The sequence below is a fragment of the Rhodoferax antarcticus ANT.BR genome (assembly GCF_001938565.1).
GTDB lineage: Bacteria > Pseudomonadota > Gammaproteobacteria > Burkholderiales > Burkholderiaceae_C > Rhodoferax > Rhodoferax antarcticus.
The window spans coordinates 1-25,358 of the sequence record NZ_MSYM01000005.1; the positions used below are offsets into that span (position 1 = coordinate 1).

Genomic DNA, 25,358 nt, shown 5'->3' on the forward strand with positions numbered 1-25,358 from the left:
TAATCTCATCTTCTCGAAATTGCACTGCTAACTCCCCGGCGTCGTACCGTATGAAATATCGCTCATCGCGTTTAAAAATTTCAATTCCAAAACCTGAAAAAATCATGCTGTTCACTATGGACTCCCGTTAAAGGTCGGCTTCACGATATACGTGCCAGGCTGAGCCGGGTTAATTGTCGCCTCCGGTATGCCACCACCGGTGTAACCGCCCGGCACCCACTGTTTGTTTGCGCCTAGTTCGTTCCCACTTGATATCCGAAGTCCGCTTGGCGAAGGAATATCAATCCGCACAGGATTGGCACCCAACGTACCCGGTTCAAGACTAAGAAGCCGTTCAAGTTTTGCAACATCGCCGCCAGCCTGTTTAATCAAGCTATCCGCTAAAGATTTCGGCATTACAAATGTTCCCCCAGGTGGCCCAATAACTCCTGATGGGGCCGCAGAAGAAAACTTTGTAACTCCGCCATCAAACTGGCCCAGATGCGAATTTAATAAATCTTGCGAAAGATATGTTGCCGGGTCTGGCCTCGCCCCTTTCCCGATTTTCAAAATGCTGTCAATGGTTGCTTGGTCAAGCTTCGCTACACTATTTGCCCCATTAAAGCAATGGCAGTTCTTCTATTTTCCCCCTGGCGATTGGGTCAAACTGACTATCCGCAATAACCGAAAAATCATCTGACCCGTTGTGCAGACCGTGCGATGCAATGAACCGCTCATCGCTGCCAAAATGGAAACATAGCCCTAGTTCACTTGGTAAACCCGCTTCACTTGCATTCATTTCTTTGCTTTTCAAAATAGAAAACCCGGAAAGAGTGCGCTCAGCAAATTTATTCCAAAATGGCTCCGAGTATGTTTCGTCACTGGCGTTGATCGGAAACAGCTCGGCGTCTTCGCTTAGCGTCTGTGATATGTCGGCTTGACCGGCGGCACGATCCAACCAAACAATCACACTATTGATGCCTGGATCACTGGCAACTCCTAATACGCTACCGTCCTCAAATACTACTGCCAATGGCCCTGACGTGAATGAAAACGATTGCTCCCTGGGAATGTTGCATTCTGTAGAAACCTCTTCCTTTTCCCACCAGCTGTATCGCACTATGGCAGTTGCCTTCTTGCCTACAAATTGGCGCAACAAATCCAGTGATGACGAAGGATTGGTTGATTGCGTAGTTTTCGGTTGCATCAGAAGGGTCCATTCTTTTTTGCTGCTTGGATCAGGAGGTCAATCATCCTTAGATTGTTGTTAGATGGCGGGGTATTGATATTGACTTTGAGAGGATCTGCAACTACAACTCTGCCGTCCTTTCCTATTAGGAATTGCAGGTCGTTTATCTGAACATTATTGGTCACCATCGTATTGCGAATATTTTGCAAATCACTAACACTTTGTGCATTCAGCAACGGTGAATCTCCCACAATCCGCACCTTTCCATTTTGGAGCGCAACGATATCCTTTGATCCCTGCGCGAACTGATCCATGATCATGGCGGGCTGGCCATTCACAGTAATACTTCTTGCATTTACTGTTGGAATGCCCAAGTCATTCAACTGATTTAGCATTCCAATCTCGTCTGGAATTGCCTGCAGTGGCTTGCCAGGTTGCAAAACTGCGACTGCCTGTCCGTCGCCGTACGCGTATACATTCTTGTTGCCGCCTTTGCCCAGAAAATTGCCGAGGGAAGTTGAGCTGATATCGAGAGTTCCCCCATTTGCCCCAACAGGTGGAGCCGACACGTTTTCCTGTGCGTTTGAGAGGGAAACCAGACGCGTAAAACCCTGCACGAAGGAATTTTGCCCAGACGCGGTTTTGGCCTCGAATGGCTGCGCGGTCAGACCCGCCCACGCCAGCGCGAAGAGCATCAGCCAATGACACCAATGCAGCCCGTGCGGGCCGTGGCGGCTAAGGAAAGAAGGGGAAGACATGCCCGCGATGATACGGGGCACTATGGGGCATGTGTGTCAGCGCGGCGCTATGCCTTGTTCGGCCAGCGCTGCGCGCAGGCACTCCCCGGCGTGCAGCATGGCGTAGGCCTCTTGCTCACTGGCGGCCAAGGCCCGGTAGTCGCTATAGCCCGCGCGCTTGAGGAACTGCGCCAAGGCGCAGGCCAGCGCCTGGGGCAAGCTGAGTTGCATGCGCACTGCATCACTGGGCTCAGGGTGCATCGCTGGCATCTCCCTCGTCCGGGTCTTCCTGCTCTTCTTGGCCCTCGGCATCCAAAGCGGTTAACAGGGCCGCTGCCGGGTCTTGTGGCTCCGCCTGGGGGTTGGGCTGCCCTGGGTCGTTTGAATCGCTTGCAGCCTTATCCGACGCATTGGCTACCCGCTGCAGCCGCGCCGGATGCGTCAGCGTATGAATCTCCTTGAGCTTCACGATCGAGACTTGCGTGTAAATCTGCGTGGTGGACAGTTCCGCATGCCCCAGCATGGCCTGAATGAAGCGGATGGCAGGGGTGGTAAAGCGACGATTGGTGCGGGAGCGGGGACAGCGGCTAAGGAAGGAGGCTCGGCGGGTGCCGGTGTCGGTGCTGGTGCTGGTGCTGGTGCTGGTGTCGGCACGGATGCTTTTTCTTTAGCTGCGGGTTTTGGTTTTGGTGGCGCTGGCGTTGCTTCGGTGACCACGCTCACAACTTGCGCAGGCTTGCCCTTGCCCAACCACTGGGCCTGCTGCAACACAAGACCCAGGCTCTTGGCGGCGGGCTGCACCTTCTGCGCGTATTCGTTGGCGTCCATGCCCTTGGGGAACAAGACCCGGAAACACTCGATGCCTGCCGCCATCAGCTCAGGCGCCAGCTTGTCGGCGGCGGCATTGCCCGCATCATCCCGGTCATAGGCAATCAGCACCCGGCGCGTGCCGTGGTGCTTGAGGGCTTGCCAGTGGTCGGCGGTGAAGTTACCCGCGCCCAAGGTGGCAATCACGTTGCGATAGCCCGCACACCAAAACGTCATGGCATCAATCAGACCCTCGCACAGAATGATTTCTTTGCTGGCTATGAGCGCCGCTTCATTGAACACGCCCTGCAAAGGCCGTGACAGGTTCAGGTGCGGGGACTGGCCGGGCAAGAGTTTGCTTTTAGCGACGATGCGCCGCCCGTAGAGTTGCAGCACTTGACGATCCAAATCCACCACCGGCACGACCAGACAACCGTTCAGGTGCTCATGCCCGCTCTCACGCAGCACGCCCAAGGCCTGCAACTGGGCGCGAATGGCTTTGCCGCCCTGGGTATGGGTGGGTGGCAGCCGGTAGGTCAGACTCTTATTGGCGTAGCCCAGTTGGAAGTGGTCGATCAGCTCAGGATGGTTCAGGCCGCGCGCGGCCAAATACGCCAGCGCCTCGGGTGAGGCTTTGAGGTTGGCTGCATAGCTCTCCACCACCTGACGCAGCAGGGCTTGCTGGGTGGCGGTATCCGTGGCGGCATCGGCAGCATCCGGGGCAGCAACTAAAGAAGGAAGGTGTCGCACCTGGCTGCGGCCCACGCCGACCCGTTCACCCTCCAGCGGCGCGCCCAGCTTCAAGATTTGCACCGCGTGCGGCAAACTCACGCCTTGCGTCTTCATCACCCAGTCAATCACCGAGCCGGCCGCGTTGCAGCCAAAGCAGTGGTACAGGTTTTTACTCTCGGTCACCACCAGGCTGGCCGTGGCGTCTTCGTGGAACACGCAGCGCATCACCCAGTCTTTGCCGCGCTTTTGCAATGCGTGCCCCTGGCCCTCGATCAGGCGCAACAGGCTGATTTCTGCTTTAAGCCGCTCTAGCTCGGACTCGGGGATGCGGGGCATGCCGCTTTGCTCCTAAAACCTGTCAATACTCTGTTTTGATATTGTTATGCTAACATAAATGTTCTATTTTGAGAATCAACACAAAGAGGACCAAGACAATGCAAGCACTTTCACTTCCTTCAATGCTGCTTGTTATGGAATTTCCTGAGCGTGTTACCGCATTGCGCAAAGAGCGCGGCTTGACCCAACAAGCCTTAGCCGACCGGGTCGGCGTGCATGTGCTACAAATTCGCCGCTATGAGGGCGGCACGTCACAACCCACCCTGGATGTCGTCAGACGGCTCGCGCTTGCACTGTCGGTGAGTGCTGATGTGTTGGTTTTTGAGAAGACCGAACGCGATCCATCCGAGGACTTGCGCTTGCAGTTCGAGGCCATTGACCAACTGCCCCCCGAGGAACAGGCCGTCGTTAAAGAAGTACTGGAGAGCTTGATCATCAAGTACCAGACCCGTCGCTGGGATGTGTCGCGCGCCACGGCCAAGGCCGCTGCGGCAACCACCAAAGCGGCACCTACCAAGACCCCCACGAAGCGCACCGCGCACGCGGACCGATGAGCACGGCGGCAGTTGTGCCCACCGCGCCAGCGGTGGAGAGTATTTCGCTGAGCATTGCCATGCTGCGCAGCCAGCGGGTGATTTTGGATTCCGACCTGGCCGCGCTGTACGGGGTCCAGACCAAGCGGCTCAATGAGCAGATCAAACGCAATGCGGCACGGTTTCCGTCTGACTTCATGTTCCAACTCTCGGACGATGAGGCCACCGCTTTAAGGTCGCAATTTGCGACCTTAAAGACCGGGCGCGGTCAGCATCGCAAGTACCAGCCTTACGTTTTTACCGAGCATGGCGCCATCATGGCGGCGATGGTGCTGAACAGTCCGCGCGCTGTGGAGGTGTCGGTGTATGTGGTGCGGGCGTTTACGCGGCTGCGCCAAGCCGCCGCCATTCATGAGGACTTGGCCAAGCGCTTGACCGAGTTGGAGATGAAGACGGAATCGCTGGATATCCAGCACGACACATTCAGCCGTAATACCCGCAATCAGCTCAAGCAGGTATTCGACGCGCTGCGCGAACTGATGACACCACCCGACCCACCCAAGCGCCCCATCGGGTTTGTCACGCCACAAGACAAGACACCGGACAAGAGCCAAGACAGCAAGGACAGCAAAGGCACCAAGGCCACACGCAGCAAGCGCTAAAGCCAAACCTGCTTTTCCTGTTAGCTGCCAAACGGCACGCAATCAGCTAACCCGCCTCGGCCTGCGGGTTGGGGGCGGCTTTTTAGCAGCTCTATTCAATACCAAAGCAATCACAAACCCACAGGGAACACCCACGGCCCCACGCCAAATACTTATAAGACAAAACGGCCTGTGGCCCTCACAGAACGTGCGCAAGCAGCTACTAAAACAATAGCGTTTCATTACCCATTAGCTACAGGCTTCACACCCCAGCCCGCACGGGCGCCGCCCATGCACGGCGCGCAGCGCCGGGCGTGGGTGCTGATGGACCGCTCAGCGTGGCGCATACCCAGCCTGGCGCAACGCTTCACGGATGGCCTCGCCAGCGGCCAGCATGAGGTAGGCCTCCTCCAGATCGACGGCCAGCGCCTTGTAATCATCCAAGCCCACACGCTTGAAGAACTGGGCATAGGCCCAGGCTAGGCTGGAGGACAGGATCACGGTGATGACGGGAGTGCGTTGCATGGTTTTGCCTTTCGAGAGTTGGTGAGCACAAGAGATGCCAGTGAGGCCCGGCACGCCGCGCGTGCAGGGGTACCCCACCCCTCATGTGCGACATGGGCGGCGGCGGGGACAGGCTGTCAAGGCTGGCCGAGAGGCCACCGCCTCCAGGCGGCGCGCAGCGGCCTTTACTGGCTGGCGCTGCTGCTGCACCCTCGCCCCCAAAGAGGGATGGGGTTGTGCGCCAGAGACGGGCTTGCAAAGGCTTTGCGCCAAGTGCTTACATGCCGAATTGGCCTGTAGCCCTCGTGGAATATGCGCAAGCAGCTACTAAAACAATAGCATTTCAGTTTGACGACAAACACAGGCACGGCGCGCAGCACTATGTGGTGATGGTGGCAGGCGAGCCGTGACGTACTGGCACAGCGACGGCCAAGCCGCACAGCGCCGGGGTGGAGGGAGCCCCTGGGGGCGGACGGGCCACCCCCGGCGTGGCCTGTGCGCGAAGCAGCCAGGCCCACAGGGTGGGCGGGGAGAGCCACACGTGATGCTGCGCGGCACGCGCCTGGCTAAAACCACTCTGCGGTGACGGCACCAGCCGTGACCGCGCTGGCTATGGGTGTTGGGCGTGTGGCTTGTTGCTACACGCAGTGAGCAATGGGCCACGCGCGCAGGGCAAGTGGGCGCAAGACATAACGGGGGTCGCGTGCAGCGGGGCCACCAAGCGGAGCTTTAGCGCAGCGACTGGACACGCTACATGCGATCGACCGTTATGTTTAGTTGCAACGCAACTAACCCCGCAGCACTGCCAAGGCGGGCCGGGCTCGATGCCCGGGCTGGACTGACATTGATGCTCTGCGCGTAGCGCCTGGCTTGGGGCGCTGCACGCTTAAAAGCAATCATGGCCACTAACGCCAGTCGAATGTAAATTTCCACGCAATAGCATCAAGAGCTTTGCTGTCGAGATAGGGGTGTCGATTGTGCATCTCCTCATGCACCGCAATACCTGCGGCATCCAAACTCGTGTTTGCCCAATCAATTGAAATTTGAGAGGCTTCATCCGCTAGCCTCAGGACATCACTCAGCAAGCTTTCCCCCTTTTGTTGGCCGTAAATCTCAAAAAGTTTTGCGCCGTCACAAATGGGAGACAAGGCAACACCATACCCAAGAAACAGAACTACCGCTTGGCTTAAATCATTTTTCGCAAATGTCATTTTCGTAATCCTATCTCTCGGAACGTGTCAATGACTTTGCATCACCGTTGAACATATATTTACTGAGCAGGGTGTAGTGTTTCGGTTGGGATTTCGGCTTCGGTTTCCTTTTTTGGTGGTGGATTGATTCCCAAGCGGCTGTGGGAAGTTGGGCAGGCGTTGGGCGGCGACCTTTGAATCGGTTGGGGTAGGCAGCAAAGGCTACATCCAGGGCTGTCTGACGCGTCACGATGAGCTCGTGGGCGAGGCCATGGTGAACGCTGTGAGGTGTCATGTGGGCAATGCCACTGTGGCGGTGCTCATCGTTGAACCAGGCGAAGAAAGTTTGGCAGTGCGCGCGTGCATCTTCGATTGAGCCAAAGCGCTCGGGAAAGTCAGGGCGGTATTTGAGCGTCTTGAACTGCGCCTCTGAGTATGGGTTGTCGTCGGACGTGTAGGGCCTGCTGTGGCTTTTGGTGATGTCCAAATCGACCAGCAAACTGGCCACCGGTTTGGAGCGCATGCTGGCACCTCGGTCGGCGTGCAGACTGAGCGTACCCGGCGCGATATTTTGACGCTGGGCGGTGTCCTCAATCAACTGCGTGGCAAGCTCGGAACACTCGCGCGGCGCGATAAGCCAGCCGACCACGTAGCGGCTAAAGATGTCCAAAATCACGTAGAGATGAAAGTAGGTCCACTTGGCTGGCCCCTTGAGTTTGGTGATGTCCCAAGACCAAACTTGATTGGGACTGGTGGCCAACAATTCAGGCTTGGCATAGGCGGTGTGGCGGCGCTGATTGCGTCGCTCGGCGCAGCCACTGTGGGTCTTGAGCAAGCGGTACATTGTGCGCACGGAGCCCAGGTAACGGCCCTCATCAAGCAGAGTGGCGTGCACGCTGGCAGGGGCGGTGTCGGCAAAGCGCTCGCTGCCTAAAGTGTCCAGTACCAACTGCCGCTCGGCCTCGCTCAAGGCCAGGGGTGAGGAGCGCGCCTGGCGTGGCGCTGGTGGCCCCATGATGCTTGCGGCCAGGGTGCGTAGCCGTTGGCGACGCAGCTCGCCTCGCGTGGTGCCCAGTGCGGAGCAGGCCCTGGCTTCGCCCGTGGTGGGGATGAGTTCGATGACGCCTTGCATCAGATGCTGCCTTGTGCTGACGTGGCCAGCGTGAGGCCCATGAGCATAGAAACTTTTTTTTGGACATCGATGATGAGCAGAGCCTGATCCAGTTGGCTTTGCAGCTGGGTGTTTCTATGCGTGAGCTGCTCCACGCGGCGCGCCTGGGCGAGTTCAAGATTAGGCTTTGGGCCACGCTTTTTTGCATCCAGGGCCAATGCATCGGCGGCTCGGATTTGCTGACGCCAGTTGCAAAGGTTAGACGAGTAGATGCCCTCACGGCGCATCAGCAAGCCGACCTCGCCGGGTAGCGTGCAGGCGTCAGCCTCGGCGACGATACGCCGCTTCTCGGCGTTGCTCTTGAAGCGTCGCTTGACGCGCGGGACGACCTCAGTGCTGGCATGAGGCGCTGTCACAGAGGGGGCTGCTTCGGTCGCCCTTCGGGCTTCCTGCGCTGCCCCCTCTGTGACCGGGATGGCGTCCGTAAAAGGAATGAATTGCACTGTGGCCTTGGAAGAATGTTGTTTACGCATGGTGACCTTTTAACTCACTAAATTGTGAGATGGAGGTGATGCAAGTCATTCTGGCACGGGGGGCATTGAAGTCGAAGATGCACTTGAAATGGCAGAGCAGACCGACATCTGACTGACCCGTTTTCTTCTTGATTTGTTGCATCACGAAGATGCGACAGCCGTGAACCGTTGGCATTCCAGGTGGCCGTTGGTGAAAAGGATTGCTGATGCGGCGAGTTGTCAGAGTCATTTGGCTGCCGGACAGCGGTCATTCGTGACCGGCAGCAACTGGCCCATTGCGTGAATTCAAGGCTCTGCCGTGTAGGGCAGCAATGCACCGCATAGCGGGCGCTCCCTCGCTCAATTATCAGTTGACGCATCGGCTGGCTTCGTTGGATCGGAACGGCTGGCCTTTTTGAATCGGAACTGGTGGCTTTTTTGCGCCGGATAGAGTGGCTTCTTTGGTCGGAATATGCAGCCGGGCACAGACACCGGAAAATCTTGAATGGGTCGCCCGTAACGATGGCGTATTCAAGCATCACTTGGACCGCTACAAATACCCGTTACGGTATGGCGAAGATGAAGGGTATGAACACAGGGACAAAGCTGTATTCAAGATGTTGGTGCCATTGGAAAGCGCAATTGCTCAACATGGCTACATGGGTGGCATCGACCCCTGCGCCACAGACCTCGCGATTTTTCCGTTTGTTCGGCAATTTGCGGCCGTTGACCCGGCGTGGTTTGCCCACCAACCGCTGCCAGCATTGCAAGCCTGGCTGGCGGGGTGGATGGCCAGCCCGTTGTTCGCGACGTGCATGGTCAAGTTGCCCAGTCAGTCGATAAGGCCTTTTCCAACATTGGGAAAGCCAAGAGCGGATACCACCCGATGACGGCGCGTTTTATATCGGCACGACAGGTGAGGCATTGAAACTGGCCCTGAGCCTGTCGGCCTAAACGCTTGGCTGCTCCTGTCGAAGGCGTTTCTGATGCAGAGTCGTCCGGGACAGCTATCTGCTGGGAGTCGAATCCCCGCAGGGATACTTTCGTGCATTCTTAGCCAGCTTCTGGGCGACCGCATCGTTGAGGTCAACGCCCAGCACTGAGGACAGCCGTACAAGGTAAAGGAGAACGTCCGCGAGTTCGTCCCTGACAGCTGTTGCTGTTTTGGGGTCTTGGGCCGCGCCCATAGACTCGTCTTCAGACAGCCATTGAAAGAGCTCAACCAACTCGCCCACCTCACCCGTCAGCGCCATTGCCAGGTTTTTCGGCGAATGAAATTTCTGCCAGTCACGTTCATCAGCGAATGTCTGCAAAGCCACTTCAAGTGCTGAGACGTCAATCAGGGAGGGAGTTTTCATTGCGGTCTTTCTTTTCGGGTCGTTGCAGGGGCGTAGCGGGTTGATTTGACTTCCAGGAGTTTGCACCAACGCAAAGTCCCGTAATGACATCGAGCCAAACCCGCGTCTTCCCCTCGGCTTGGCGGGTTGGGGGGTTATCTGGCACGTCAAGAGTTTGCGCCAGCACGCCATGTCCCAACGTCAGTCAACCCCTTTCGACTTGTTCACGCCATTGGTCGGCCGGTTAGTTGATGCCTGCGCCGGGCCAATTGGGCCGCCCACCGGTTTTGGCGCGCGGTGCGATGATGGTCCGCCTTAAGGATTGACATACCAAAAAAGCCCTCCTCTTTCGAAATCTCAGCCACGCCAGCGAGCACCCCGGTGGTCGCTCGGGTCAGCGCTGCAATTTTGGCTTTGGTGACGGTCATTCCACGATCCACCGAAGCCAAATCTGCCGCGCCTGACACCCGGGCCCAGGAGCTTGCTGAAGCGGCATGCCGGACCACAGCCAAGATTTCTGGCCTTGCAGCATTGGCTCCCGGCCCGTTGGGCTTGCTCACCGTGCTTGCGGACGTGATTGCATTGTGGAAAATTCAGAGCCAATTGGTCGCAGACATCGCAGCTGTCTACGGCAAGACGGCCACTCTGGGCAAAGAACAAATGCTGTACTGCCTTTTCAAACATTCGGCATCCCAGACCATTCGCGATGTTGTCTACCGTGCTGGTGAGCGATATGTCGTTGGACCGGTTAGTTTGAAGATTCTTCACATAGTTTTCAAAGACGAGGGTGTCGACTAGGTGGCTTTATTTAGGCAGCGTGTCCGCGTAACCCTGTCTGGCTGAGCGTCGACGCAGCCTAGACGATTCGGCCAACGGCTCGCGTTCAGGCGGCCACAGCCTCTGGCAGAACAGGCAACTCCTGTCATGGGAAGATCATGTTGTTATCGTTCCTCAAGCATTCAGGTGGCGTGCCATAACCGGTAGAGCGCACCTGTTGCTCCTGGGAAATCTCCACCTGGAACCACTGGCAGAAGTGGTTTTCATAACGATAGTTCCATACCACACCGCGTGAGCGGCCTAGCCCCTGAGTCTCGCTGGGCCGCCCCAGGCGTTGGCGAACTTCGTCCTGGGTCATGCCGGCGGTGATTTGGTTGAAGTTCAACTCGGTCAACACCTGCTCAATCTCGATGATCTTGCCATTGGGGTCGACATCCACAAACCAGGTGTGATGCCCCATGGGACCACGCGGGAATTCCAGCCGGGTGCCGGTGGCGGTCTGGCGCACCGTGTCGGGTTGGCCCATTTGAGCCACCAGTTGGGCCTCGGTCATGCCGCTTGTCTGGGCGGGTGGCGCATAGCCACTGCACGCCGTCAGAAACGACAACCCCATCAAGCTCCAAGTAGATAAACGCATCACAGTAACTCCCGTTTGACTGGTTGATATTGGAGCCGCCTTTGACGGCATTTGAATCTGCAAGTTCAGGTAGGGACACTTTAGCAACAAACGCCAAGAACGCTGCGCTAGCTGTTCTTGAAGCTGGCGCCGCCGGTGCCCCATTCGGTGACGAGCGGCGGCATCAGGCGCACGCGCGCGAGGAAGGTGCCTGGCGTTTCCTGCGCGATGTTGGAACCCGCCGGCGCCTGTGAATTGGCCTGCAAGTAGGCATGCCACTGCACCAACAGCTCGGGGCGGAAGAAGACGAACACGTTTCTGGCGCGGGGCTCAGGGTCTAGCCCGTTGGTGAAATGGGTTTCTACCCCGGTGGACTCCCACAAGAAGGGCAAGGGCCTGCGCCATGCGGGCAGGCTGCTGGGCAGGCCTTGGGCGTAGCGACCACTTTGTACTTCTACGCCAAGGAGGGTGGCGCCCTCTTTCTTGGCCTCGATCACGCCGCAGGCTTTGCCGTTCACATACAGCAGGTAGTCGGCAAAGCCAAAGCCAAAGCCGGGGTTGAGGGGGAATTCACCGATGGCCACGCCAGTGGCGGCGTGAATGTTGGCACTGGCCACATTGCAGACGTGCCAACCGGCTGCGCTTAGCAGTGTGTCAATGCTGACTCTGGCTTTTTGCTTTGGCGTCACGAACTCCCCTTTCGTCTCGTCCAAGTTTACAAGCAAACTATGCCTGTAGCGCTTATTGGATAAGCGCCAATAGCTTCTTTTTTTATAGCAAAATCCGCTTTACTTCACTCCACCGTGACGCTCTTGGCCAGGTTGCGTGGCTTGTCCACATCTGTCCCCCGCGCACAAGCGGTGTGGTACGCCAGCAGTTGCAGCGGCACCACGTGCAGCATGGGCGACAGTTCGCCGTAGTGCTCGGGCATGCGGATCACATGCAGGCCCTCGGCGCTTTCTATCTTGGAATCGGCATCGGCCAGCACATACAGCACGCCGCCACGGGCGCGCACCTCGTGCATGTTGCTCTTGAGTTTTTCCAGCAGCGCGTCGTGCGGCGCAACGGTCACCACTGGCATCGCGCTGGTCACCAATGCCAGCGGACCATGTTTAAGTTCTCCGGCCGGGTAGGCTTCGGCGTGGATATAGCTGATTTCCTTGAGTTTCAGAGCGCCTTCCAGGGCAATCGGGTAGTGCATGCCCCGCCCTAGAAACAGCGCGTTTTCCTTGGCGGCAAAGTCTTCTGCCCAGGCGATCACCTGGGGCTCGAGCGCCAGCACGGCTTGCAAGGCGGCTGGCAGATGGCGCATGGCCTTGATGTGGCGGGCTTCCTCAGTGTCGGACAACATCCCGCGTGACTGAGCCAGCGCCAAGGTCAGCAAAAACAGCCCGGCCAGCTGCGCGGTAAAGGCTTTGGTAGAGGCTACGCCAATCTCAACCCCGGCGCGGGTGATGTAGGCCAGCTCGCACTCGCGCACCATGGCGCTGGTGGCCACGTTGCAAATGGTTAGGGTGTGCGTCATACCCAGACTTTGGGCGTGGCGCAGGGCGGCCAGGGTATCGGCGGTTTCGCCGCTTTGGGTGATGGTGACCACCAGGGTGCGGGGGTTGGGCACCGAGTCGCGGTAACGGTATTCGCTGGCCACTTCGACCTGGGTGGGGATTTTGGCGATGCTTTCCAGCCAGTATTTGGCGGTGCAGCCGCTGTAATAACTGGTGCCACAAGCCAGGATCAGCACCGAATCGATGTCTTTGAAGACCCTGGCAGCACTGGCATCTGCACCGTCAAACAGCTCGGGCTGGATGCTGGTGACGCCTTCAAGGGTGTCGGCAATGGCACGCGGCTGCTCAAAAATCTCTTTTTGCATGTAGTGGCGGTAGGGGCCCAGCTCGGCTGCGCCACTGTGCGCGTGCACGGTTTTTACCGGGCGCTGCGCTGCGGTGAGCGGCTTAAAGGCCTTGTCCACCAGCCAGTATTTGCCCAGCTGGATGTCGGCCACATCGCCCTCTTCCAGGTAGACGATCTGGTCTGTCACACCAGCCAGCGCCATGGCATCGCTGGCCAGGTAATGCGACTGGCTGTCTGGCCCCACGCCCAGAATTAATGGCGAGCCGACGCGCGCACCTATCAGCCGGTGCGGCTCGTCCTTACAAAACACCGCAATCGCGTAAGCGCCACGCAGCGAACCCAAGGCCGCCTTGACGGCCTCGAACAAATCGCCGTCGTACAGGCTGTCGACCAAGTGGCAGATGACCTCGGTGTCGGTCTGGCTTTGAAACAGATAGCCTTTGGCCTGCAAGCTAGCACGTAGCTCATCGTGGTTTTCAATGATGCCGTTGTGCACTAAGGCAATGCGTCCGGGGCGGCTGGAAGCATCGGCACCCGGGCCGTGGCTGAAATGCGGGTGCGCGTTGTGCACCGCCGGCGCGCCGTGGGTGGCCCAGCGGGTGTGGGCAATGCCGGTGGTGCCTTGCAGGTGTGTGGTGGCGATCTGCGCCATCAGCTCTGAAACGCGCGCGGTGCTGCGGGCACGTTTCAGGCCATTGGCGTACACCGCCACGCCGCAAGAGTCATAACCCCGGTACTCCAGCCGGGCCAGGCCCTGCACCAGAATGGGAACGATGTTTTGGTTGGAAACCGCGCCGACAATGCCACACATAAGCTGCTCCGTTGAGTGAGGCACGCATCGTAGAAGCTAGCGCATGAAATATGTAGTCTATTTTTTATGATTGCTATTCAAATATTTCATGAATTGAACTTTGTGTTTAAATATTTCAAATAGTAAACATTTTTGAATGAATAAATCACTCTCTTGGCGCCACTTCTTGCTGTTTGTGGCGATGAACGGGCACATTTCGCCCGGGCTGGCCTCGTTGGTGATTCAGGTGCAGGTGTTTTTCACCATTGGGCTGGCGCCGGTGATGGCGGGGCTGGCGCTGAACCTGCTGTGGCCGATGCTGCGCCAGCGACTGCTTAGGAGACCCGCGCGATGACCCCTATCGAACTTGACGCCATTGACCTGCACCTGCTGGAGCAGTTGCAAACCGATGCCTCGCTGAACAACCATGCGCTGGCCGAACGGGTGCATGTGTCGCCGCCCACCTGTCTGCGCCGAGTCAAACGGCTCAAAGAGGTGGGATTGATCGAGCGCGAGATTGCCGTGTTGAGTGTCGACACCCTGGCCAATGTCATTGGCCACGGGCTCACCGCGGTGGTCGAGATCACGCTAGACCGGCAAGACCAGGAGGCGCTGGAAGCGTTTGAGCAACGCGTGCAGAGCGATGACGCCGTGCAGCAGTGCTACCGCGTCTCGCCCGGGCCAGACTTTTGCCTGATCGTGCACGCTGCCAACATGCCGGACTACCTGGCGTTGAGCCAGCGGCTGTTTACCTTCGATGCCAATGTGCGCAATGTAAAGAGCTTTTTCAGCCTCAAGCGCAGCAAGTTCGGGGCACGGGTGCCGCTGCCGAAGGCACCGTGAGTTTTATAAGCTTTATTGACCTCTAGCCCTTATGTATCAAGCGTCAATAGCTACTACGTAAATAGCAGTCAGGTAAGCGGCAAGGTGATGGTTACGCGGCAACCGACATTAACTTCGGCAGCAATAGCGATGGCACAGCCCATGCGTTCGGCGATCTTGCGGCATTGCACCAGCCCGAGGCCCAGGCCTTCAAACTCACGCGCCGGGTGCAGCCGGCCAAACACCTGAAACAGCGCTTTGGCCTGCTCTGGGGCAAAACCCACGCCGTTGTCGCTGAGGGTGATCTGGCAAGCGGGCGCTCCTGCTCCCGGATCCGCACCCGTACTCGCCGACGCCTGCGCTGGTGCCATTTGCCACGTCAAGCTGATCTGCGCTGGTGCACGGCTGCTGCTGAATTTCAGAGCGTTGTCCAGCACCTGCGCCAGCAGTTGGCGTAGCAGAGCTGCATCGGCCAGCACAGGCGGCACATCGGCGGCCAGCTGCCATAGCACTTGGGAAGGTGTTGGTGTAGGCAGTTGCGCTGGCGAGTGAGTTTGCGCCTGGGTTGGCACCGGCGCGCCCAACGCATCCACCAGCTCGCGCACCATGGCGCTCACATTCACCGACTGCAGATTCACAGGCTGCGTGCCCAGCCGCGAGAGCTGGGTCAGCCCCTCCAACTGGCGCGTCAGCAACTGGGCTGACTGGCGAATGGTGTCCAAGTGCGCGGCCATCTCAGCAGGCATGTCTGGCCAGTCCTCAACCATGATTTGCGCATAGGCGTTGATGTGGCGCAGCGGCGCGCGCAGGTCATGCGAGACGATGTAGGTGAACTGTTGCAACTCGGCCCGCGCGGCGTCTAGTTGGCGCTGGAGCTGCGCCAAAGATATGTCAGAGGGGGAGTTTTCGGCCATGTGAGACTTGAATTCAAACACTCGCGTGTCCAACACATCGCGTGGTCACCGGCAGGGGCGGACACCGATTTTTGGTACCCCAGTATGAGGTGGCCGCCCCTGCCGGTGGCCGCGCGGGGCGCACCAAAAACGCATGCATCGTCATTTTTTGGCGGGCCGCTTCCAATTGGCAATGCTCACTTGCCGTCCGCGCGCCACGGTCAGCGCCAGCGGCGGTGCGTCTTTGGTCACGGTGGAGCCACCGCCGACTGTGCCACCCGCGCCAATGGTCACCGGTGCCACCAGCACACAGTTGCTGCCAATGTGCGCATCGGCCTCGATCACGGTGCGGTGTTTGTTGGCACCGTCGTAATTGGCGGTGATGCTGCCCGCGCCGTAGTTGACGCGCTCACCCACGGTGGCGTCGCCCAGGTAGGCTAGGTGATTCGCCTTGGCGCCCTTGGCCAGGGTGGAGTTTTTCACCTCGACAAAGTTGCCTATATGCACCTCGGCACCGAGCTTGGCCCCCGGGCGCAGGCGGGCAAACGGGCCAATCAGCGCGCCCGCACCCACTTCCACCGCGTTTTTGCTGCCGGGCTCGCCGCCCTCGATGTGGGTAAACGGATGAATCACCGCGCCTGCGCCAATGCTGGCGTTTTTGATCACGCAGTTGGCACCAATGGTCGCGCCCTCACCCAGGCTGACCTGACCTTCAAACACGCAGTTCACATCAATCGACACGTCTTGCTCGCAGGTGAGCGTGCCGCGCACGTCGAGCCGCGCCGGGTCGGCCAGGCGCACGCCTTGCTCCATCAGCTGTAGCGCCACACGCTTTTGGTAAGCGCGCTCCAAGTTGGCCAGCTGCAGCGGACTGTTGATGCCGGCGACCTGCGCCGCGTCATGAATCTTGTGTGCCACCACCGGAAAACCGTCGGCCACGGCAAATTTCACAATATCGGTCAGGTAGAACTCGCCCTGGGCGTTTTTGTTGTCCAGCCGCGCCAACCAGGTTTTGAGCTGTTTGGCAGGCACGGCCATGATGCCACTGTAGACCTCGGTGATCTTCAGCTGCGCGGGCGTGGCGTCTTTTTGCTCGACGATGGCCTGCACCGCATCACCCGCCCGCACGATGCGCCCGTAACCCGTCGGGTTGGCAAAGTCGATGGTCAGCAGCGCCAGATGCGTTCCGGCGCAGGCGCTGATCAGCTGCGTCAGCGTGTCGGCCTGGGTCAGCGGCACATCGCCTGAGAGCACCACCACAATGCCGTCATCACGCAGCACGGGCACCGCCTGTTGCACCGCGTGGCCAGTGCCCAGCTGCGGCTCCTGGCGCACAAAATTTAGGTCAAATTGGCCTGTAGCCCTTATATTACCTGCGATAGCAGCTTCTACTTCTGTAGCACCGTGGCCAATGATCACCGTCACCTGGCGGGCTGACAGTACAGCGGCTGTGTCTATGACATGCTGCACCAAGGCACGCCCGGCCAAAAGGTGCAACACTTTGGGCAGTTTGCTTTTCATGCGTGTGCCCTTGCCCGCTGCCATGATCACCACGTCCAGGGGTGCGTCTGTGAAAAGTGATTGGGTTTCTGCCATGCCATCCTCCGAGTTGAACCGTATGCCGTTGTTTCACATTATCCGCGCGCTGTTGCTGACGCTTTTGACCGTCGCGCTGCTGGGCGGCTGCAGCGTGGCGCGCCTGGGTTATGGCCAGTTACCCAACCTGAGCTACTGGTGGGTGGACAGCTATCTGGACCTGAACGACGCCCAAAGTGTGCCGCTGCGCTCTGATTTGCAAAACCTGCTGGCGTGGCACCGCAGCCAGGAACTACCGCAACTAGCCCGCGCCCTGGCCGATGTGCAGGCCCAGTCCGTGCAAGACACCACGCCCGAGCAGATGTGCCAGATCGCCGACCGCTTCAAATTACGGCTGGACGCGGTGCTGGCTCAGTCTGAGCTCAGTTTTGCCCGTTTGGCCTTAACTATCAAGCCTGAGCAGCTACAACATTTACAGCACCAGCAGGAAAAAAATGCGCAAAAGTGGCGCGAAGATTGGCTCAAAGACAGTCCGGCAGAGCAACAAAAGCGCCGCCTGAAGCGGCTCGTGGAGCGCAGCGAAGGCTTCTACGGTACCTTGAGCGACGCCCAAATCGCCCTGCTGCGCGCCGGAGTGCAAGGCACACCGTACAACACCCAACTGGCAGAGTTTGAGATGCTACGCCGCAACCAGGACCTACTCGCTACCCTGCAAGCGCTGGCAGGCAGCGGAAAAACGCCGCAACAAGCCCAAGACGCTATCCACGCCCTGCTGGCGCGCACCCTGCAGTCGCCCAACACCGTTTACCGCGCGCAGATCGCGCAGCTGGTGCAAAGCAACTGCAACACCTTTGCTCAACTGCACAACAGCGCCAGCCCCGCCCAACGGCAAAAGTTCGCAGCCAAGCTCAAAGGTTATGAAGACGATGCCCGCGCGCTGATGGCGCATTGAGCGGCCAACAGCACCCCCAACACCCCCAACAACACCACTGCCGACATAACCCATATGGCGATCAGCGTTTTTGACCTCTTCAAAGTGGGCATCGGGCCCAGCAGCTCGCACACTGTGGGCCCAATGCGCGCGGCGCGCCTGTTTGCGCTGGCCCTGCAGCGTGAGGGTTTGTTGGCGCGCACCGCTGGCGTGACTTGCGAGCTGTACGGCTCACTGGGTGCCACTGGCAAAGGCCACGGCTCCGATGTAGCGGTGATGCTCGGCCTGATGGGCCACGCCCCCGACACCGTTGATGTGGACGCCGTGCCCAGCCTGATCGCACAGGTGCGCGCCGACCGTCTGCTGAGCGTGCTGGGGCTGCACTTTATTGGTTTCACGGAAAAAGAAAATGTGTTGATGTACCGCCGCGAAGCCATGGCGGAGCATCCCAACGGCATGAAGTTCAGCGCCTTCGATGGCCAGGGACAAGCGCTCAAAACTGCCAAGTACCTGAGCGTGGGTGGCGGCTTTGTGGTGACCGCCGGCGCCACCAACGAGGCGGTGCTGACTGAATACAAAAAAGTGCCTTACCCCTTTACCAGCGGCGCTGAGCTGCTACTGATCTGCAAGCAGACGAACTTGAGCATCAGCCAGGTCATGTGGGCCAACGAGCGCACCTGGCGCAGTGACGCAGACATCACCAGCGGCCTGCAAACCATCTGGCGGGTGATGCGCGAGTGCGTGCAGCGCGGCTTGAGCCACACCGGCACGCTGCCCGGCCCTTACAAGGTGCAGCGCCGCGCGCCTATCCTGGCCGCGCAGCTGCGCGAGCGCGCCGAACGCACCCTGGCCGACCCCTTGAGCGTGCTGGACTGGGTCAATGTCTATGCGTTTGCAGTGAACGAGGAAAACGCCGCCGGTGGCCGGGTGGTCACTGCGCCCACCAACGGTGCGGCCGGGGTGATTCCGGCGGTGCTGCATTACTGCGACCGTTTTGTGCTGCCCGCGCGAGGCCAGGCGCCAGCGCCGGATGGCTCAGGTAGCTCGGACAGCGTGAGCACCTTTTTGATGACCGCCGCCGCCATTGGCATCCTCTACAAACTCAACGCCTCCATCAGCGGCGCCGAGGTCGGCTGCCAGGGCGAGGTCGGCGTGGCCTGCTCAATGGCCGCCGCTGGCTTGGCTGCTGTGATGGGCGGCACCCCGGAGCAAGTGGAAAACGCCGCCGAAATCGGCATGGAACACAACCTGGGCCTAACCTGCGACCCGGTGGGCGGCCTGGTGCAGGTGCCGTGCATCGAGCGCAACGCCATGGGCGCAGTCAAAGCCATCAACGCCGCCCGGATGGCGCTACAGGGCGACGGCCAGCATGTGGTGTCGCTCGACAAGGTCATCAAAACCATGCGCGAAACTGGTGCCGACATGAAGACCAAATACAAAGAGACATCCCGCGGCGGGCTGGCGGTGAATATTGTGGAATGCTGATAACGCCGCCAATCAAGGGGTACGCAAAGCTTGCGGCCAATCTTGCAAGTGTTCAGTGTCTTGCGACCCCACCACATACCTGACCAACAGTTCGTTACCGCGCACATCCACCGCACGGTCCAGAATCGCCTGCGCACTGGCGATCACGCCCCGGCTTTGCAGCCCAAACAAAAACTCGGAGGTGGAAGCGACCACCACAGCATCGGGCAGACGCAGCAAAAAATTGGTTTTACGCACTGCGCTGTCTTCAAACACCAACACCGCGCCAAAGTCTTGCCCTTCAAGCACCGTGGCCAACACCTCGGCGGCCGCCTGCTCGCCCCGGTTTTTGGTTTTGGTCGCCGGGTTGATCGACTTGAGCAACATGAACTCTTCAAACACCTCGGTTGGGGCCACGGTCAGTCGGTGCGAGTTATTGGCCCGAATCCAGTCGGCCACCAACAACGCCCCCGGTTTTGACAAATCCGCAATCACTTCATGTCTGACCATATCCGGCACGATGACCGGCAAACCAGGCATAAAAAGCACATCAAGCGCCTCAGCCACCGCCAGTGTGATCAGCGGTCCGGAGTCTGTGACGATCAAGGACAACTTCATGGCTGCGACTTCAAGCGAGCGGCGGCATCAAACATCTGGTTCAGCAAGGCTGTTTGCTCAGGCCGCTTCTTGGCGGTCACTTTGGGCAAGGAGAGCTTTTGCAACCCCAGCGCCAACAACAGTTCGCCAAAACTTGCACCTGTTTCCTCAGCAATTTGCGGCCACGACATTCGACCCTGGGCGTAGGCTGCTGCCAGCGCCGCCATCCGACCGCTGTCAACGGCCTGCGCCGGCGGCAAGGTCAAAAGCCCCACAGACTTGCCGTTTCGGGTGATTTCAACAGGTCCAGCGCTGTTCAATGACGACAAAACCTCGCCGAAATTCGTCTTGGCATCAGACGATGTCATGGTTCTCATGGCGTGTTGCATTTGATTTGAACTCCTGAATTGGTGCTAATTATTATGATGAAGTTGATTAATTTGATCAACTTGAACATAAAGGCCGCTTTGACGAGGGCTGTCTGGGCGATAAAACGAATCGCACACGGTTTTGCGAAGCCGCAGGTCTGATTCATTCACCAGCAAACGGGCGTCCTGATGCCAGCCTTCGTTGCCGTAATGCAGCAGCCCGTCATCCTCGTGTTGAATCAGCATCACCGGTGCGCCCACCGCACGGGCCTTCTTTGAGACGGTGTTGAGACGGTGTTGATGCGATCGATGACGCGTTCAACATCAAAAGCGGCCTCATCACCACAGCACAGCGCGTGCTGGACATCAATGATCAAGAGTGCAGAAGCTTAGTTGGGGTCTTTCAGAAACACGTCGCCACCGCATCCACCACGTTGTAACTCGCATCCACCAGTGGCAGCCAGCGCCATTTGTCAAACGTGGTGCAGGGGTGCGAGATACCCAAGCAGACCCTGTCGCCCACCTGCAAGTCGGCGTGTTCTGGACCGCTGCCGTGCAAATAAGCATGCTGGTCATTGAGCTGGGTGATGCGCCAGTCGGCTGGCGCGGTTTGCAGCGCACGTGTACCGCGCGGGCAAAGCAGCAGCGGCGTGGGCATGGCCCAGTCGTAAGAGATGTCGCGCTTGCCCACCGCCAGAATCGCCAAGCCTGGCTCGGGACAAGACTGCACCAGCGCCCAGACCTGCAGCGCGGCTTCCAGCCCACCGCCGCAGCCGGTGCGCTCTTGGACAGCGCTCATCATGCGTTGGTAGGTGCCCTAGTCGTGCGTCACGTAGCAACCCGAGCGCAGCAGGCCGGTCACCGGGCGGCTCAGCTGCAGTTTCAAGCCGGGCACCACCAGGTCAAAGATGGCAGATCCACCCGCAGTGAGTAGCACCTCATCCGCATCAAAAAAGTTTTGCGCGTCACAGGCACGGGCCACAGACTGCAGCAGATCCATGAGCTGGCGGGTTTGGGGCTCGTCCTTTTCAGTGTCGCCGGTAGCGCCCAGACCTTCGTAACACTCCACGCCCACCAGACGCACGGCGGCGCTGTCGTGCAGCCATTCAGCCAGGTTCAGGGCCTGCGCGAGGTTGCGGCAGCCGGTGCGCCCACCAGGCATGCCGATTTCCAGCAGCACCTCAAAGGCCAACGCTTCGGAGTGGCGCTGGCGCCAGTCTTCAATCAGCAGCAGCTGCGCCACCGAGTCCACCAAAAAGATCAGCCGCAGGCCGGAGTAACTGCGTCTGAGCGCGTCCAGCTCGGTCAAATCACGGTCGGCAAACACCTGGTTGGCGATCAGGCAGGTGCGGGCACCCGCCGCGATACCGATGCGCGCCTGCGTGACGCTGGCAAAGGTCATGCCCCAGGCCCCGGCATCCAGCTGGCGGCGAAACAGTTGCGGGGACATGCTGGTTTTGCCATGCGGAGCCAGACCCAGGCCCCGACTTTGGGCAAAGTTTTGCATCCAGGCCAGGTTGTGCTGCAAGCGGTCCTGGCGTATCACCGCCAGCGGCAGCGGCAGGTCGCCGTTCAACACATTCCAGCCCTGCTGGCCGATCTGTGTCAGATGCAAGGCCGAACTGCTGTGCGCAAAGCCTTTGAAGGTGTTGTCGATGAGCGGGTCAAGCAGCGTCTGCATGGGCTGATTTGCTCTCATTTAAATAGCTACTAGCGCTTGACTGACAAGGGCTAAAGGCCAATTTAGCTTGTAATTTTGGCAACAACAAGCCTGTGCCTGCTTGCGCTCACACCGGCCAAACCACGCCGTGATCGTTCAGGATCGCGTTCAGCGGAATGTCGTGCGGCTCAGGGCTAAAGTCTGGAAGGAAATCGGTGCCGAAACCCAGGCCGACGGTGAATGGCTTGGGGTCCAGCGCGGCCAACATGCGGTCGTAAAAACCACCCCCGTAGCCGAGCCGGTAGCCACCCGGCGCGTAGCCCACGCAGGCCATGAACAACAGCGTGGGTGTAATCACCTCGGTGTCTTTGGGTTTGGGAATGCCGTAGGCGTCGTCTTCCATCGGGCAGCCGGGATACCAGGCGTGAAAGGTCATGGTTTTGTGGACCTTGTCGACCACCGGCAGACCGATCTTGCGCAGTTGCGGGCGCTCCACCAGCTCACCGTCTTCTTTCCAGCGGTGCAGGGCGGGCAGCGGGTTGAATTCGCCCTTGATCGGCCAGTAGGCCCCAATCACCGTGTCCGGGCGGCCCACCAGCCAGATCCGCATGGCGCGGCACAACAAGTCAACCCGCTGCTCGCGGTCTGGTAGGCGCAGGCGTTGTTCCAGAAGCCGTTGGCGCAGGGCTTTCTTGGCCAGCGCACGTTGTTCATCAGAGTTATCCATAATCTCCAAATGCAGTTCAAGATGATTTTGACATTGATTGGCCTGAGTGGCGCGCTGGCCGCGCCGCTTGTCCACGCCCAAAGCTTTACCGACAGCGTTTTGCTGGAAATGCAGCAAGCCTTCAGAAAAGGTGACGCCGACCGCCTAACCCAGTTGCTACCCCAAACCACAGGCCACATGTTGCAGCCTTGGGCGGCCTACTGGGCACTGAGCGCGCGGCTGGACAGCGCCACCCCTGAGGAAGTGGCCAACTTTTTCAAACAGTACCGGGGCACCTACCAAGAAGACCGCCTGCGCAACGACTGGCTGCTGCTGCTGGGCAAGCGCCGCGACTGGGCCGCCTTTGCGGGCGTGGCCAACGACTTTCGCATGAACGACGACCGCGAGGTGCGCTGTTACACCCTGGCCATGGAAAGCATTCTGGCCAAGGTGGACTCGGCTGACGAGGTCAAAGCCCAGTGGTATGCCCAGAAAGATGCCGCTGACGGCTGCACCCTGGCCGCACAAAGCCACTTGGCCGCCGGGCAGCTGCTCGACACCGACTTGTGGCGCAAAGCGCGTCTGACCACCGAGGCTCGGCAGCTCAGCAGCACCCGGCTGGTGGTGGACCTGATTGCCCCCGAGGCGGCGGCCACGCTGGCCGAGGTTTTGAAACAGCCCGAACGCTTCCTGCTCAAACGCACACCCTCCAGCCAACGCCAAACCCAAGAGCTGGCCGTGCTGGCCTTGATCCGCTGGGCCAATAGCGACCCCGACAGCGCGGCGCAGGCGCTCAGCGAGCGCTGGAGTCGGCAGCTCAGCCGGGAGCAACGCGCCTGGGCCTGGGGGGCGATTGGCAAGCAGGCAGCGCTGAAACTCTCGGACAGCGCGCTGCTCTACTTTCAAAACGCCAGCCCCAAAGGCATGAGTGATGACCACCTGGCCTGGCGCGCCCGCGCTGCGCTGCGCAAGCACCAGTGGCAGGACGCGCTCGACAGCATCAACGCCATGAGTGCGGACGCCGCCAGCGACAGCACCTGGGTCTATTGGCGTGCGCGTGCCTTGTTGCAGCCCGGGCGCACCGACACCGAACGCGTTGAGGCCCGCCAGTCAATGCAAGGCCTGGCCAGCGTGCGCGGCTTCTACCCAATGCTGGCGCAGGAAGAACTGGGCCTGCCCATCACGCCGCCTGCCGCACCAGAGCCTTTGACCGCGCAGGAAAAGCAGCGTGCCAACGCCAACCCCGGCTTGCAGCGCGCGCTGGCCGCAATTACCCTGGGGCTGCGCAGCGAGGGCGTGCGCGAGTGGAACTACAGCACCAATTTGCACCTGCCCGGCGGCATGAACGACCGCGAACTGCTGGCCGCGGCTGACCTGGCGTGCCAAAACGCCGTGTGGGACCGCTGCATCAACACCAGCGAGCGCACCCGCAGCGTGATCGACATCGCCCAGCGTTTTCCGATGCCTTACCGCCAGCAGGTCGTGGCGCAAAGCCAGGCCATTGGCCTGGACCCGGCCTATGTGTATGGGCTGATCCGCCAGGAAAGCCGCTTCATCATGGACGCCCGCTCGGGCGTGGGCGCCTCCGGGTTGATGCAGGTAATGCCCGCCACCGCGCGCTGGACGGCCAAGAAGATCGGCATGACTGACTTCAAGCCTTACCAGATCAATGACCGTGACACCAACATTGCCATTGGCACCGGCTACCTCAAGCTGGTGCTGGACGACTTTGCCGGCTCCATGCCGCTGGCTGCGGCCGCCTACAACGCCGGCCCCGGGCGACCGCGTGTCTGGCGCGGCCAGGCGGGTGACCCGTCGCTGGAAGCCGCCATCTGGGCCGAGAACATCCCGTTCACCGAAACCCGTGACTATGTGAAAAAGGTGCTGGCCAACACCACCGTCTACGCAGCGTTGATTACCGGCAAAACCCAGTCGCTCAAAGGCCGCTTGGGCCAGGTTGGTCCGCTTGGGTTGGACACCCTCACCAACCGCGACTTGCCATGATCAAGCTTTATATTGGTAACAAAAACTACTCTTCCTGGTCCATGCGCCCATGGGTGCTGCTGCAGCAAGCCGGCATCGCTTTTGAGGAAATCATGGTGCGCTTTGACGCCTTCACGCCCGATTCGCAGTTCAAGGCGGCGCTGAAACCCATCTGCCCCACCGGCAAGGTTCCGGTGCTGGTAGACGGTGATCTGGTGGTGTGGGACACGCTGGCCATTGTGGAATATCTGGCCGAATATGCAGCCCAACATGCTCCAGACACCCCCCTGTGGCCCGCTGATAAAGCCGCGCGGGCACACGCTCGCAGCATCTGCGCTGAAATGCACAGCGGGTTTAGCCATTTGCGCACGCATTGCCCAATGAACATCGAAGCGCAGCTGCCCCATGTGGGCGCGCTTATCTGGCGCGACCAGCCCGGGGTGCGCAGCGACGTGGCCCGGCTGGTGAGCATGTGGCAAACCCTGCTGCAAGAAAGCACTGGGCCGATGCTGTTTGGTGACTTTTGTGCTGCCGATGCCTACTACGCCCCTGTTTGCACCCGGCTGCTGACTTACGGCCTGCCGGTGCCCGACGATGTGGCTGCCTATGTGAACCGCGTTTGCGCGCTGCCCGGCGTGAAAGCCTGGATGGACGCGGCTGGCTTGGAGAACGATTTTCGGGACTTCGAAGAGCCTTACCGGCTGCAAAGTACGCGCTGACACGATGCGCAGTCACCCGCCATACGTGTGGATGCCG

Annotated in this window: 30 protein-coding genes and 2 pseudogenes; 11 read left to right on the plus strand and 21 right to left on the minus strand. The window is 59.6% G+C overall.

The genetic code is table 11. The features are described 5' to 3' along the window. Nucleotides 1-114: 114 nt before the first annotated feature. The 6 genes from BLL52_RS21130 to BLL52_RS01695 are packed head-to-tail and all read right to left on the minus strand — an operon-like array spanning nt 115 to nt 3,780. Complete coding sequence (locus tag BLL52_RS21130; protein ID WP_139313266.1) at nt 115-549, minus strand: hypothetical protein; 435 nt, start codon at nt 547-549, stop codon at nt 115-117. Nucleotides 550-598: 49 nt separating this feature from the next. Beyond that, a complete protein-coding gene (locus BLL52_RS01675) occupies nt 599-1,186 on the minus strand; it encodes a hypothetical protein (RefSeq protein ID WP_075585012.1) in 588 nt (195 codons plus the stop codon). Continuing rightward, the gene (locus tag BLL52_RS01680) at nt 1,186-1,926 is read right to left on the minus strand and encodes a hypothetical protein (protein ID WP_206744485.1); all 741 of its coding nucleotides are present in this window, start codon (nt 1,924-1,926) and stop codon (nt 1,186-1,188) included. The genes BLL52_RS01675 and BLL52_RS01680 overlap by 1 nt, the downstream gene beginning before the upstream one ends. Nucleotides 1,927-1,962: 36 nt before the next feature. Continuing rightward, on the minus strand, nt 1,963-2,166 hold the full coding sequence (locus BLL52_RS01685) for a DUF7706 family protein (RefSeq protein WP_075585014.1): 204 nt from the start codon (nt 2,164-2,166) through the stop codon (nt 1,963-1,965). Continuing rightward, nucleotides 2,156-2,428 carry a hypothetical protein gene (locus tag BLL52_RS19860; protein ID WP_083633729.1) on the minus strand — a complete coding sequence of 91 codons (273 nt, stop codon included), beginning with the start codon at nt 2,426-2,428 and terminating at the stop codon, nt 2,156-2,158. The genes BLL52_RS01685 and BLL52_RS19860 overlap by 11 nt, the downstream gene beginning before the upstream one ends. After that, nucleotides 2,371-3,780 (minus strand): toprim domain-containing protein, encoded by a 1,410-nt coding sequence (locus tag BLL52_RS01695; RefSeq protein ID WP_075585015.1) that lies wholly within the window; start codon nt 3,778-3,780, stop codon nt 2,371-2,373. The genes BLL52_RS19860 and BLL52_RS01695 overlap by 58 nt, the downstream gene beginning before the upstream one ends. Nucleotides 3,781-3,914: 134 nt before the next feature. Between BLL52_RS01695 and BLL52_RS01700 the strand changes: the two are divergent. After that, nucleotides 3,915-4,235, plus strand: a pseudogene (locus BLL52_RS01700) (helix-turn-helix domain-containing protein); the annotation flags it as partial. Nucleotides 4,236-4,330: 95 nt separating this feature from the next. After that, nucleotides 4,331-4,975: an ORF6N domain-containing protein gene (locus BLL52_RS01705; RefSeq protein ID WP_075585017.1), complete on the plus strand. Its 645-nt coding sequence runs from the start codon at nt 4,331-4,333 to the stop codon at nt 4,973-4,975. A gap of 312 nt (nt 4,976-5,287) precedes the next feature. Here the strand turns inward: BLL52_RS01705 and BLL52_RS01710 are convergent, their stop codons facing one another. Then, nucleotides 5,288-5,479, minus strand: a complete 192-nt coding sequence (locus BLL52_RS01710; protein WP_075585018.1) for a DUF7706 family protein — start codon at nt 5,477-5,479, stop codon at nt 5,288-5,290. Between the two features lie 260 nt (nt 5,480-5,739). Here BLL52_RS01710 and BLL52_RS21685 point away from each other — a divergent pair, with 260 nt between their 5' ends. Further along, complete coding sequence (locus tag BLL52_RS21685; RefSeq protein ID WP_274534882.1) at nt 5,740-5,868, plus strand: hypothetical protein; 129 nt, start codon at nt 5,740-5,742, stop codon at nt 5,866-5,868. A gap of 495 nt (nt 5,869-6,363) precedes the next feature. Here the strand turns inward: BLL52_RS21685 and BLL52_RS01715 are convergent, their stop codons facing one another. Together BLL52_RS01715 and BLL52_RS01720 are read right to left on the minus strand one after the other, a co-directional pair. Then, nucleotides 6,364-6,669, minus strand: a complete 306-nt coding sequence (locus tag BLL52_RS01715; protein ID WP_075585019.1) for a hypothetical protein — start codon at nt 6,667-6,669, stop codon at nt 6,364-6,366. Between the two features lie 10 nt (nt 6,670-6,679). After that, nucleotides 6,680-8,175 (minus strand): IS3 family transposase gene (locus BLL52_RS01720; RefSeq protein WP_420852611.1). Its coding sequence is split into 2 segments (ribosomal slippage): nt 6,680-7,780 and nt 7,783-8,175, totalling 1,494 coding nucleotides; the frame shifts between segments, so codons are not numbered across the junction. 638 nt (nt 8,176-8,813) lie between these two features. On the opposite strand from BLL52_RS01720, the gene BLL52_RS01735 reads away from it, so the two are divergent. Beyond that, nucleotides 8,814-9,161: a glutathione S-transferase C-terminal domain-containing protein gene (locus BLL52_RS01735; RefSeq protein WP_241838957.1), complete on the plus strand. Its 348-nt coding sequence runs from the start codon at nt 8,814-8,816 to the stop codon at nt 9,159-9,161. A gap of 117 nt (nt 9,162-9,278) precedes the next feature. On the opposite strand, the gene BLL52_RS01740 is transcribed toward BLL52_RS01735, so the two are convergent. After that, a complete protein-coding gene (locus BLL52_RS01740; protein ID WP_075585192.1) occupies nt 9,279-9,629 on the minus strand; it encodes a nucleotide pyrophosphohydrolase in 351 nt (116 codons plus the stop codon). A 360-nt stretch (nt 9,630-9,989) separates the two neighbouring features. On the opposite strand from BLL52_RS01740, the gene BLL52_RS01750 reads away from it, so the two are divergent. After that, entirely contained in the window at nt 9,990-10,406 is a 417-nt protein-coding gene (locus BLL52_RS01750; protein WP_139313270.1) for a hypothetical protein, read from the plus strand. Between the two features lie 124 nt (nt 10,407-10,530). On the opposite strand, the gene bamE is transcribed toward BLL52_RS01750, so the two are convergent. The 3 genes from bamE to glmS all read right to left on the minus strand — a co-directional run bounded on the left by bamE (nt 10,531) and on the right by glmS (nt 13,663). Then, entirely contained in the window at nt 10,531-11,022 is a 492-nt protein-coding gene (gene bamE, locus BLL52_RS01755) for an outer membrane protein assembly factor BamE domain-containing protein (protein WP_158025667.1), read from the minus strand. Nucleotides 11,023-11,129: 107 nt separating this feature from the next. After that, complete coding sequence (locus BLL52_RS01760; RefSeq protein WP_175580243.1) at nt 11,130-11,690, minus strand: type I restriction endonuclease; 561 nt, start codon at nt 11,688-11,690, stop codon at nt 11,130-11,132. Nucleotides 11,691-11,794: 104 nt separating this feature from the next. Next, nucleotides 11,795-13,663 carry a glutamine--fructose-6-phosphate transaminase (isomerizing) gene (gene glmS, locus BLL52_RS01765; protein ID WP_075585025.1) on the minus strand — a complete coding sequence of 623 codons (1,869 nt, stop codon included), beginning with the start codon at nt 13,661-13,663 and terminating at the stop codon, nt 11,795-11,797. Nucleotides 13,664-13,829: 166 nt separating this feature from the next. Here glmS and BLL52_RS20205 point away from each other — a divergent pair. Both BLL52_RS20205 and BLL52_RS01775 read left to right on the plus strand, forming a co-directional pair. Then, a pseudogene (locus BLL52_RS20205) lies at nt 13,830-13,934 on the plus strand (EamA family transporter); the annotation flags it as partial. Nucleotides 13,935-13,993: 59 nt separating this feature from the next. Further along, a complete protein-coding gene (locus tag BLL52_RS01775; protein WP_075585027.1) occupies nt 13,994-14,485 on the plus strand; it encodes an Lrp/AsnC family transcriptional regulator in 492 nt (163 codons plus the stop codon). Between the two features lie 68 nt (nt 14,486-14,553). Here BLL52_RS01775 and BLL52_RS01780 read toward each other — a convergent pair whose 3' ends face one another. Next, a complete protein-coding gene (locus BLL52_RS01780; RefSeq protein WP_075585028.1) occupies nt 14,554-15,378 on the minus strand; it encodes a sensor histidine kinase in 825 nt (274 codons plus the stop codon). A 141-nt stretch (nt 15,379-15,519) separates the two neighbouring features. Continuing rightward, nucleotides 15,520-16,953, minus strand: a complete 1,434-nt coding sequence (glmU, locus tag BLL52_RS01785; protein ID WP_075585029.1) for a bifunctional UDP-N-acetylglucosamine diphosphorylase/glucosamine-1-phosphate N-acetyltransferase GlmU — start codon at nt 16,951-16,953, stop codon at nt 15,520-15,522. Between glmU and BLL52_RS01790 the strand changes: the two genes are divergently transcribed. Together BLL52_RS01790 and BLL52_RS01795 are read left to right on the plus strand one after the other, a co-directional pair. Continuing rightward, nucleotides 16,952-17,845: a DUF6279 family lipoprotein gene (locus BLL52_RS01790; protein WP_139313272.1), complete on the plus strand. Its 894-nt coding sequence runs from the start codon at nt 16,952-16,954 to the stop codon at nt 17,843-17,845. The genes glmU and BLL52_RS01790 overlap by 2 nt on opposite strands. A 54-nt stretch (nt 17,846-17,899) precedes the next feature. Then, nucleotides 17,900-19,309: an L-serine ammonia-lyase gene (locus tag BLL52_RS01795; RefSeq protein ID WP_075585031.1), complete on the plus strand. Its 1,410-nt coding sequence runs from the start codon at nt 17,900-17,902 to the stop codon at nt 19,307-19,309. A 12-nt stretch (nt 19,310-19,321) separates the two neighbouring features. Here BLL52_RS01795 and BLL52_RS01800 read toward each other — a convergent pair whose 3' ends face one another. From BLL52_RS01800 to BLL52_RS01815, 6 genes are all read right to left on the minus strand, one after another. Further along, the gene (locus BLL52_RS01800) at nt 19,322-19,906 is read right to left on the minus strand and encodes a hypothetical protein (RefSeq protein WP_075585032.1); all 585 of its coding nucleotides are present in this window, start codon (nt 19,904-19,906) and stop codon (nt 19,322-19,324) included. Continuing rightward, entirely contained in the window at nt 19,903-20,262 is a 360-nt protein-coding gene (locus BLL52_RS01805) for a type II toxin-antitoxin system Phd/YefM family antitoxin (protein WP_158025668.1), read from the minus strand. The genes BLL52_RS01800 and BLL52_RS01805 overlap by 4 nt, the downstream gene beginning before the upstream one ends. 36 nt (nt 20,263-20,298) lie before the next feature. Next, nucleotides 20,299-20,514, minus strand: coding sequence for a cysteine hydrolase family protein (locus BLL52_RS20210; RefSeq protein WP_139313273.1), 216 nt, complete (start codon nt 20,512-20,514; stop codon nt 20,299-20,301). Nucleotides 20,515-20,656: 142 nt separating this feature from the next. Further along, nucleotides 20,657-21,052 (minus strand): type III PLP-dependent enzyme domain-containing protein, encoded by a 396-nt coding sequence (locus tag BLL52_RS21810; protein ID WP_338065716.1) that lies wholly within the window; start codon nt 21,050-21,052, stop codon nt 20,657-20,659. Between the two features lie 18 nt (nt 21,053-21,070). Further along, on the minus strand, nt 21,071-21,934 hold the full coding sequence (locus tag BLL52_RS01810) for an alanine racemase (RefSeq protein ID WP_338065717.1): 864 nt from the start codon (nt 21,932-21,934) through the stop codon (nt 21,071-21,073). A 106-nt stretch (nt 21,935-22,040) separates the two neighbouring features. After that, nucleotides 22,041-22,613 carry a 5-formyltetrahydrofolate cyclo-ligase gene (locus BLL52_RS01815; protein WP_075585193.1) on the minus strand — a complete coding sequence of 191 codons (573 nt, stop codon included), beginning with the start codon at nt 22,611-22,613 and terminating at the stop codon, nt 22,041-22,043. A gap of 36 nt (nt 22,614-22,649) precedes the next feature. On the opposite strand from BLL52_RS01815, the gene BLL52_RS01820 reads away from it, so the two are divergent. Together BLL52_RS01820 and BLL52_RS01825 are read left to right on the plus strand one after the other, a co-directional pair. Then, the gene (locus BLL52_RS01820; protein ID WP_075585034.1) at nt 22,650-24,623 is read left to right on the plus strand and encodes a lytic transglycosylase domain-containing protein; all 1,974 of its coding nucleotides are present in this window, start codon (nt 22,650-22,652) and stop codon (nt 24,621-24,623) included. Beyond that, nucleotides 24,620-25,321 carry a glutathione S-transferase family protein gene (locus BLL52_RS01825; protein WP_075585035.1) on the plus strand — a complete coding sequence of 234 codons (702 nt, stop codon included), beginning with the start codon at nt 24,620-24,622 and terminating at the stop codon, nt 25,319-25,321. Before BLL52_RS01820 ends, BLL52_RS01825 begins: the two co-directional genes overlap by 4 nt. Nucleotides 25,322-25,358: the final 37 nt, after the last annotated feature.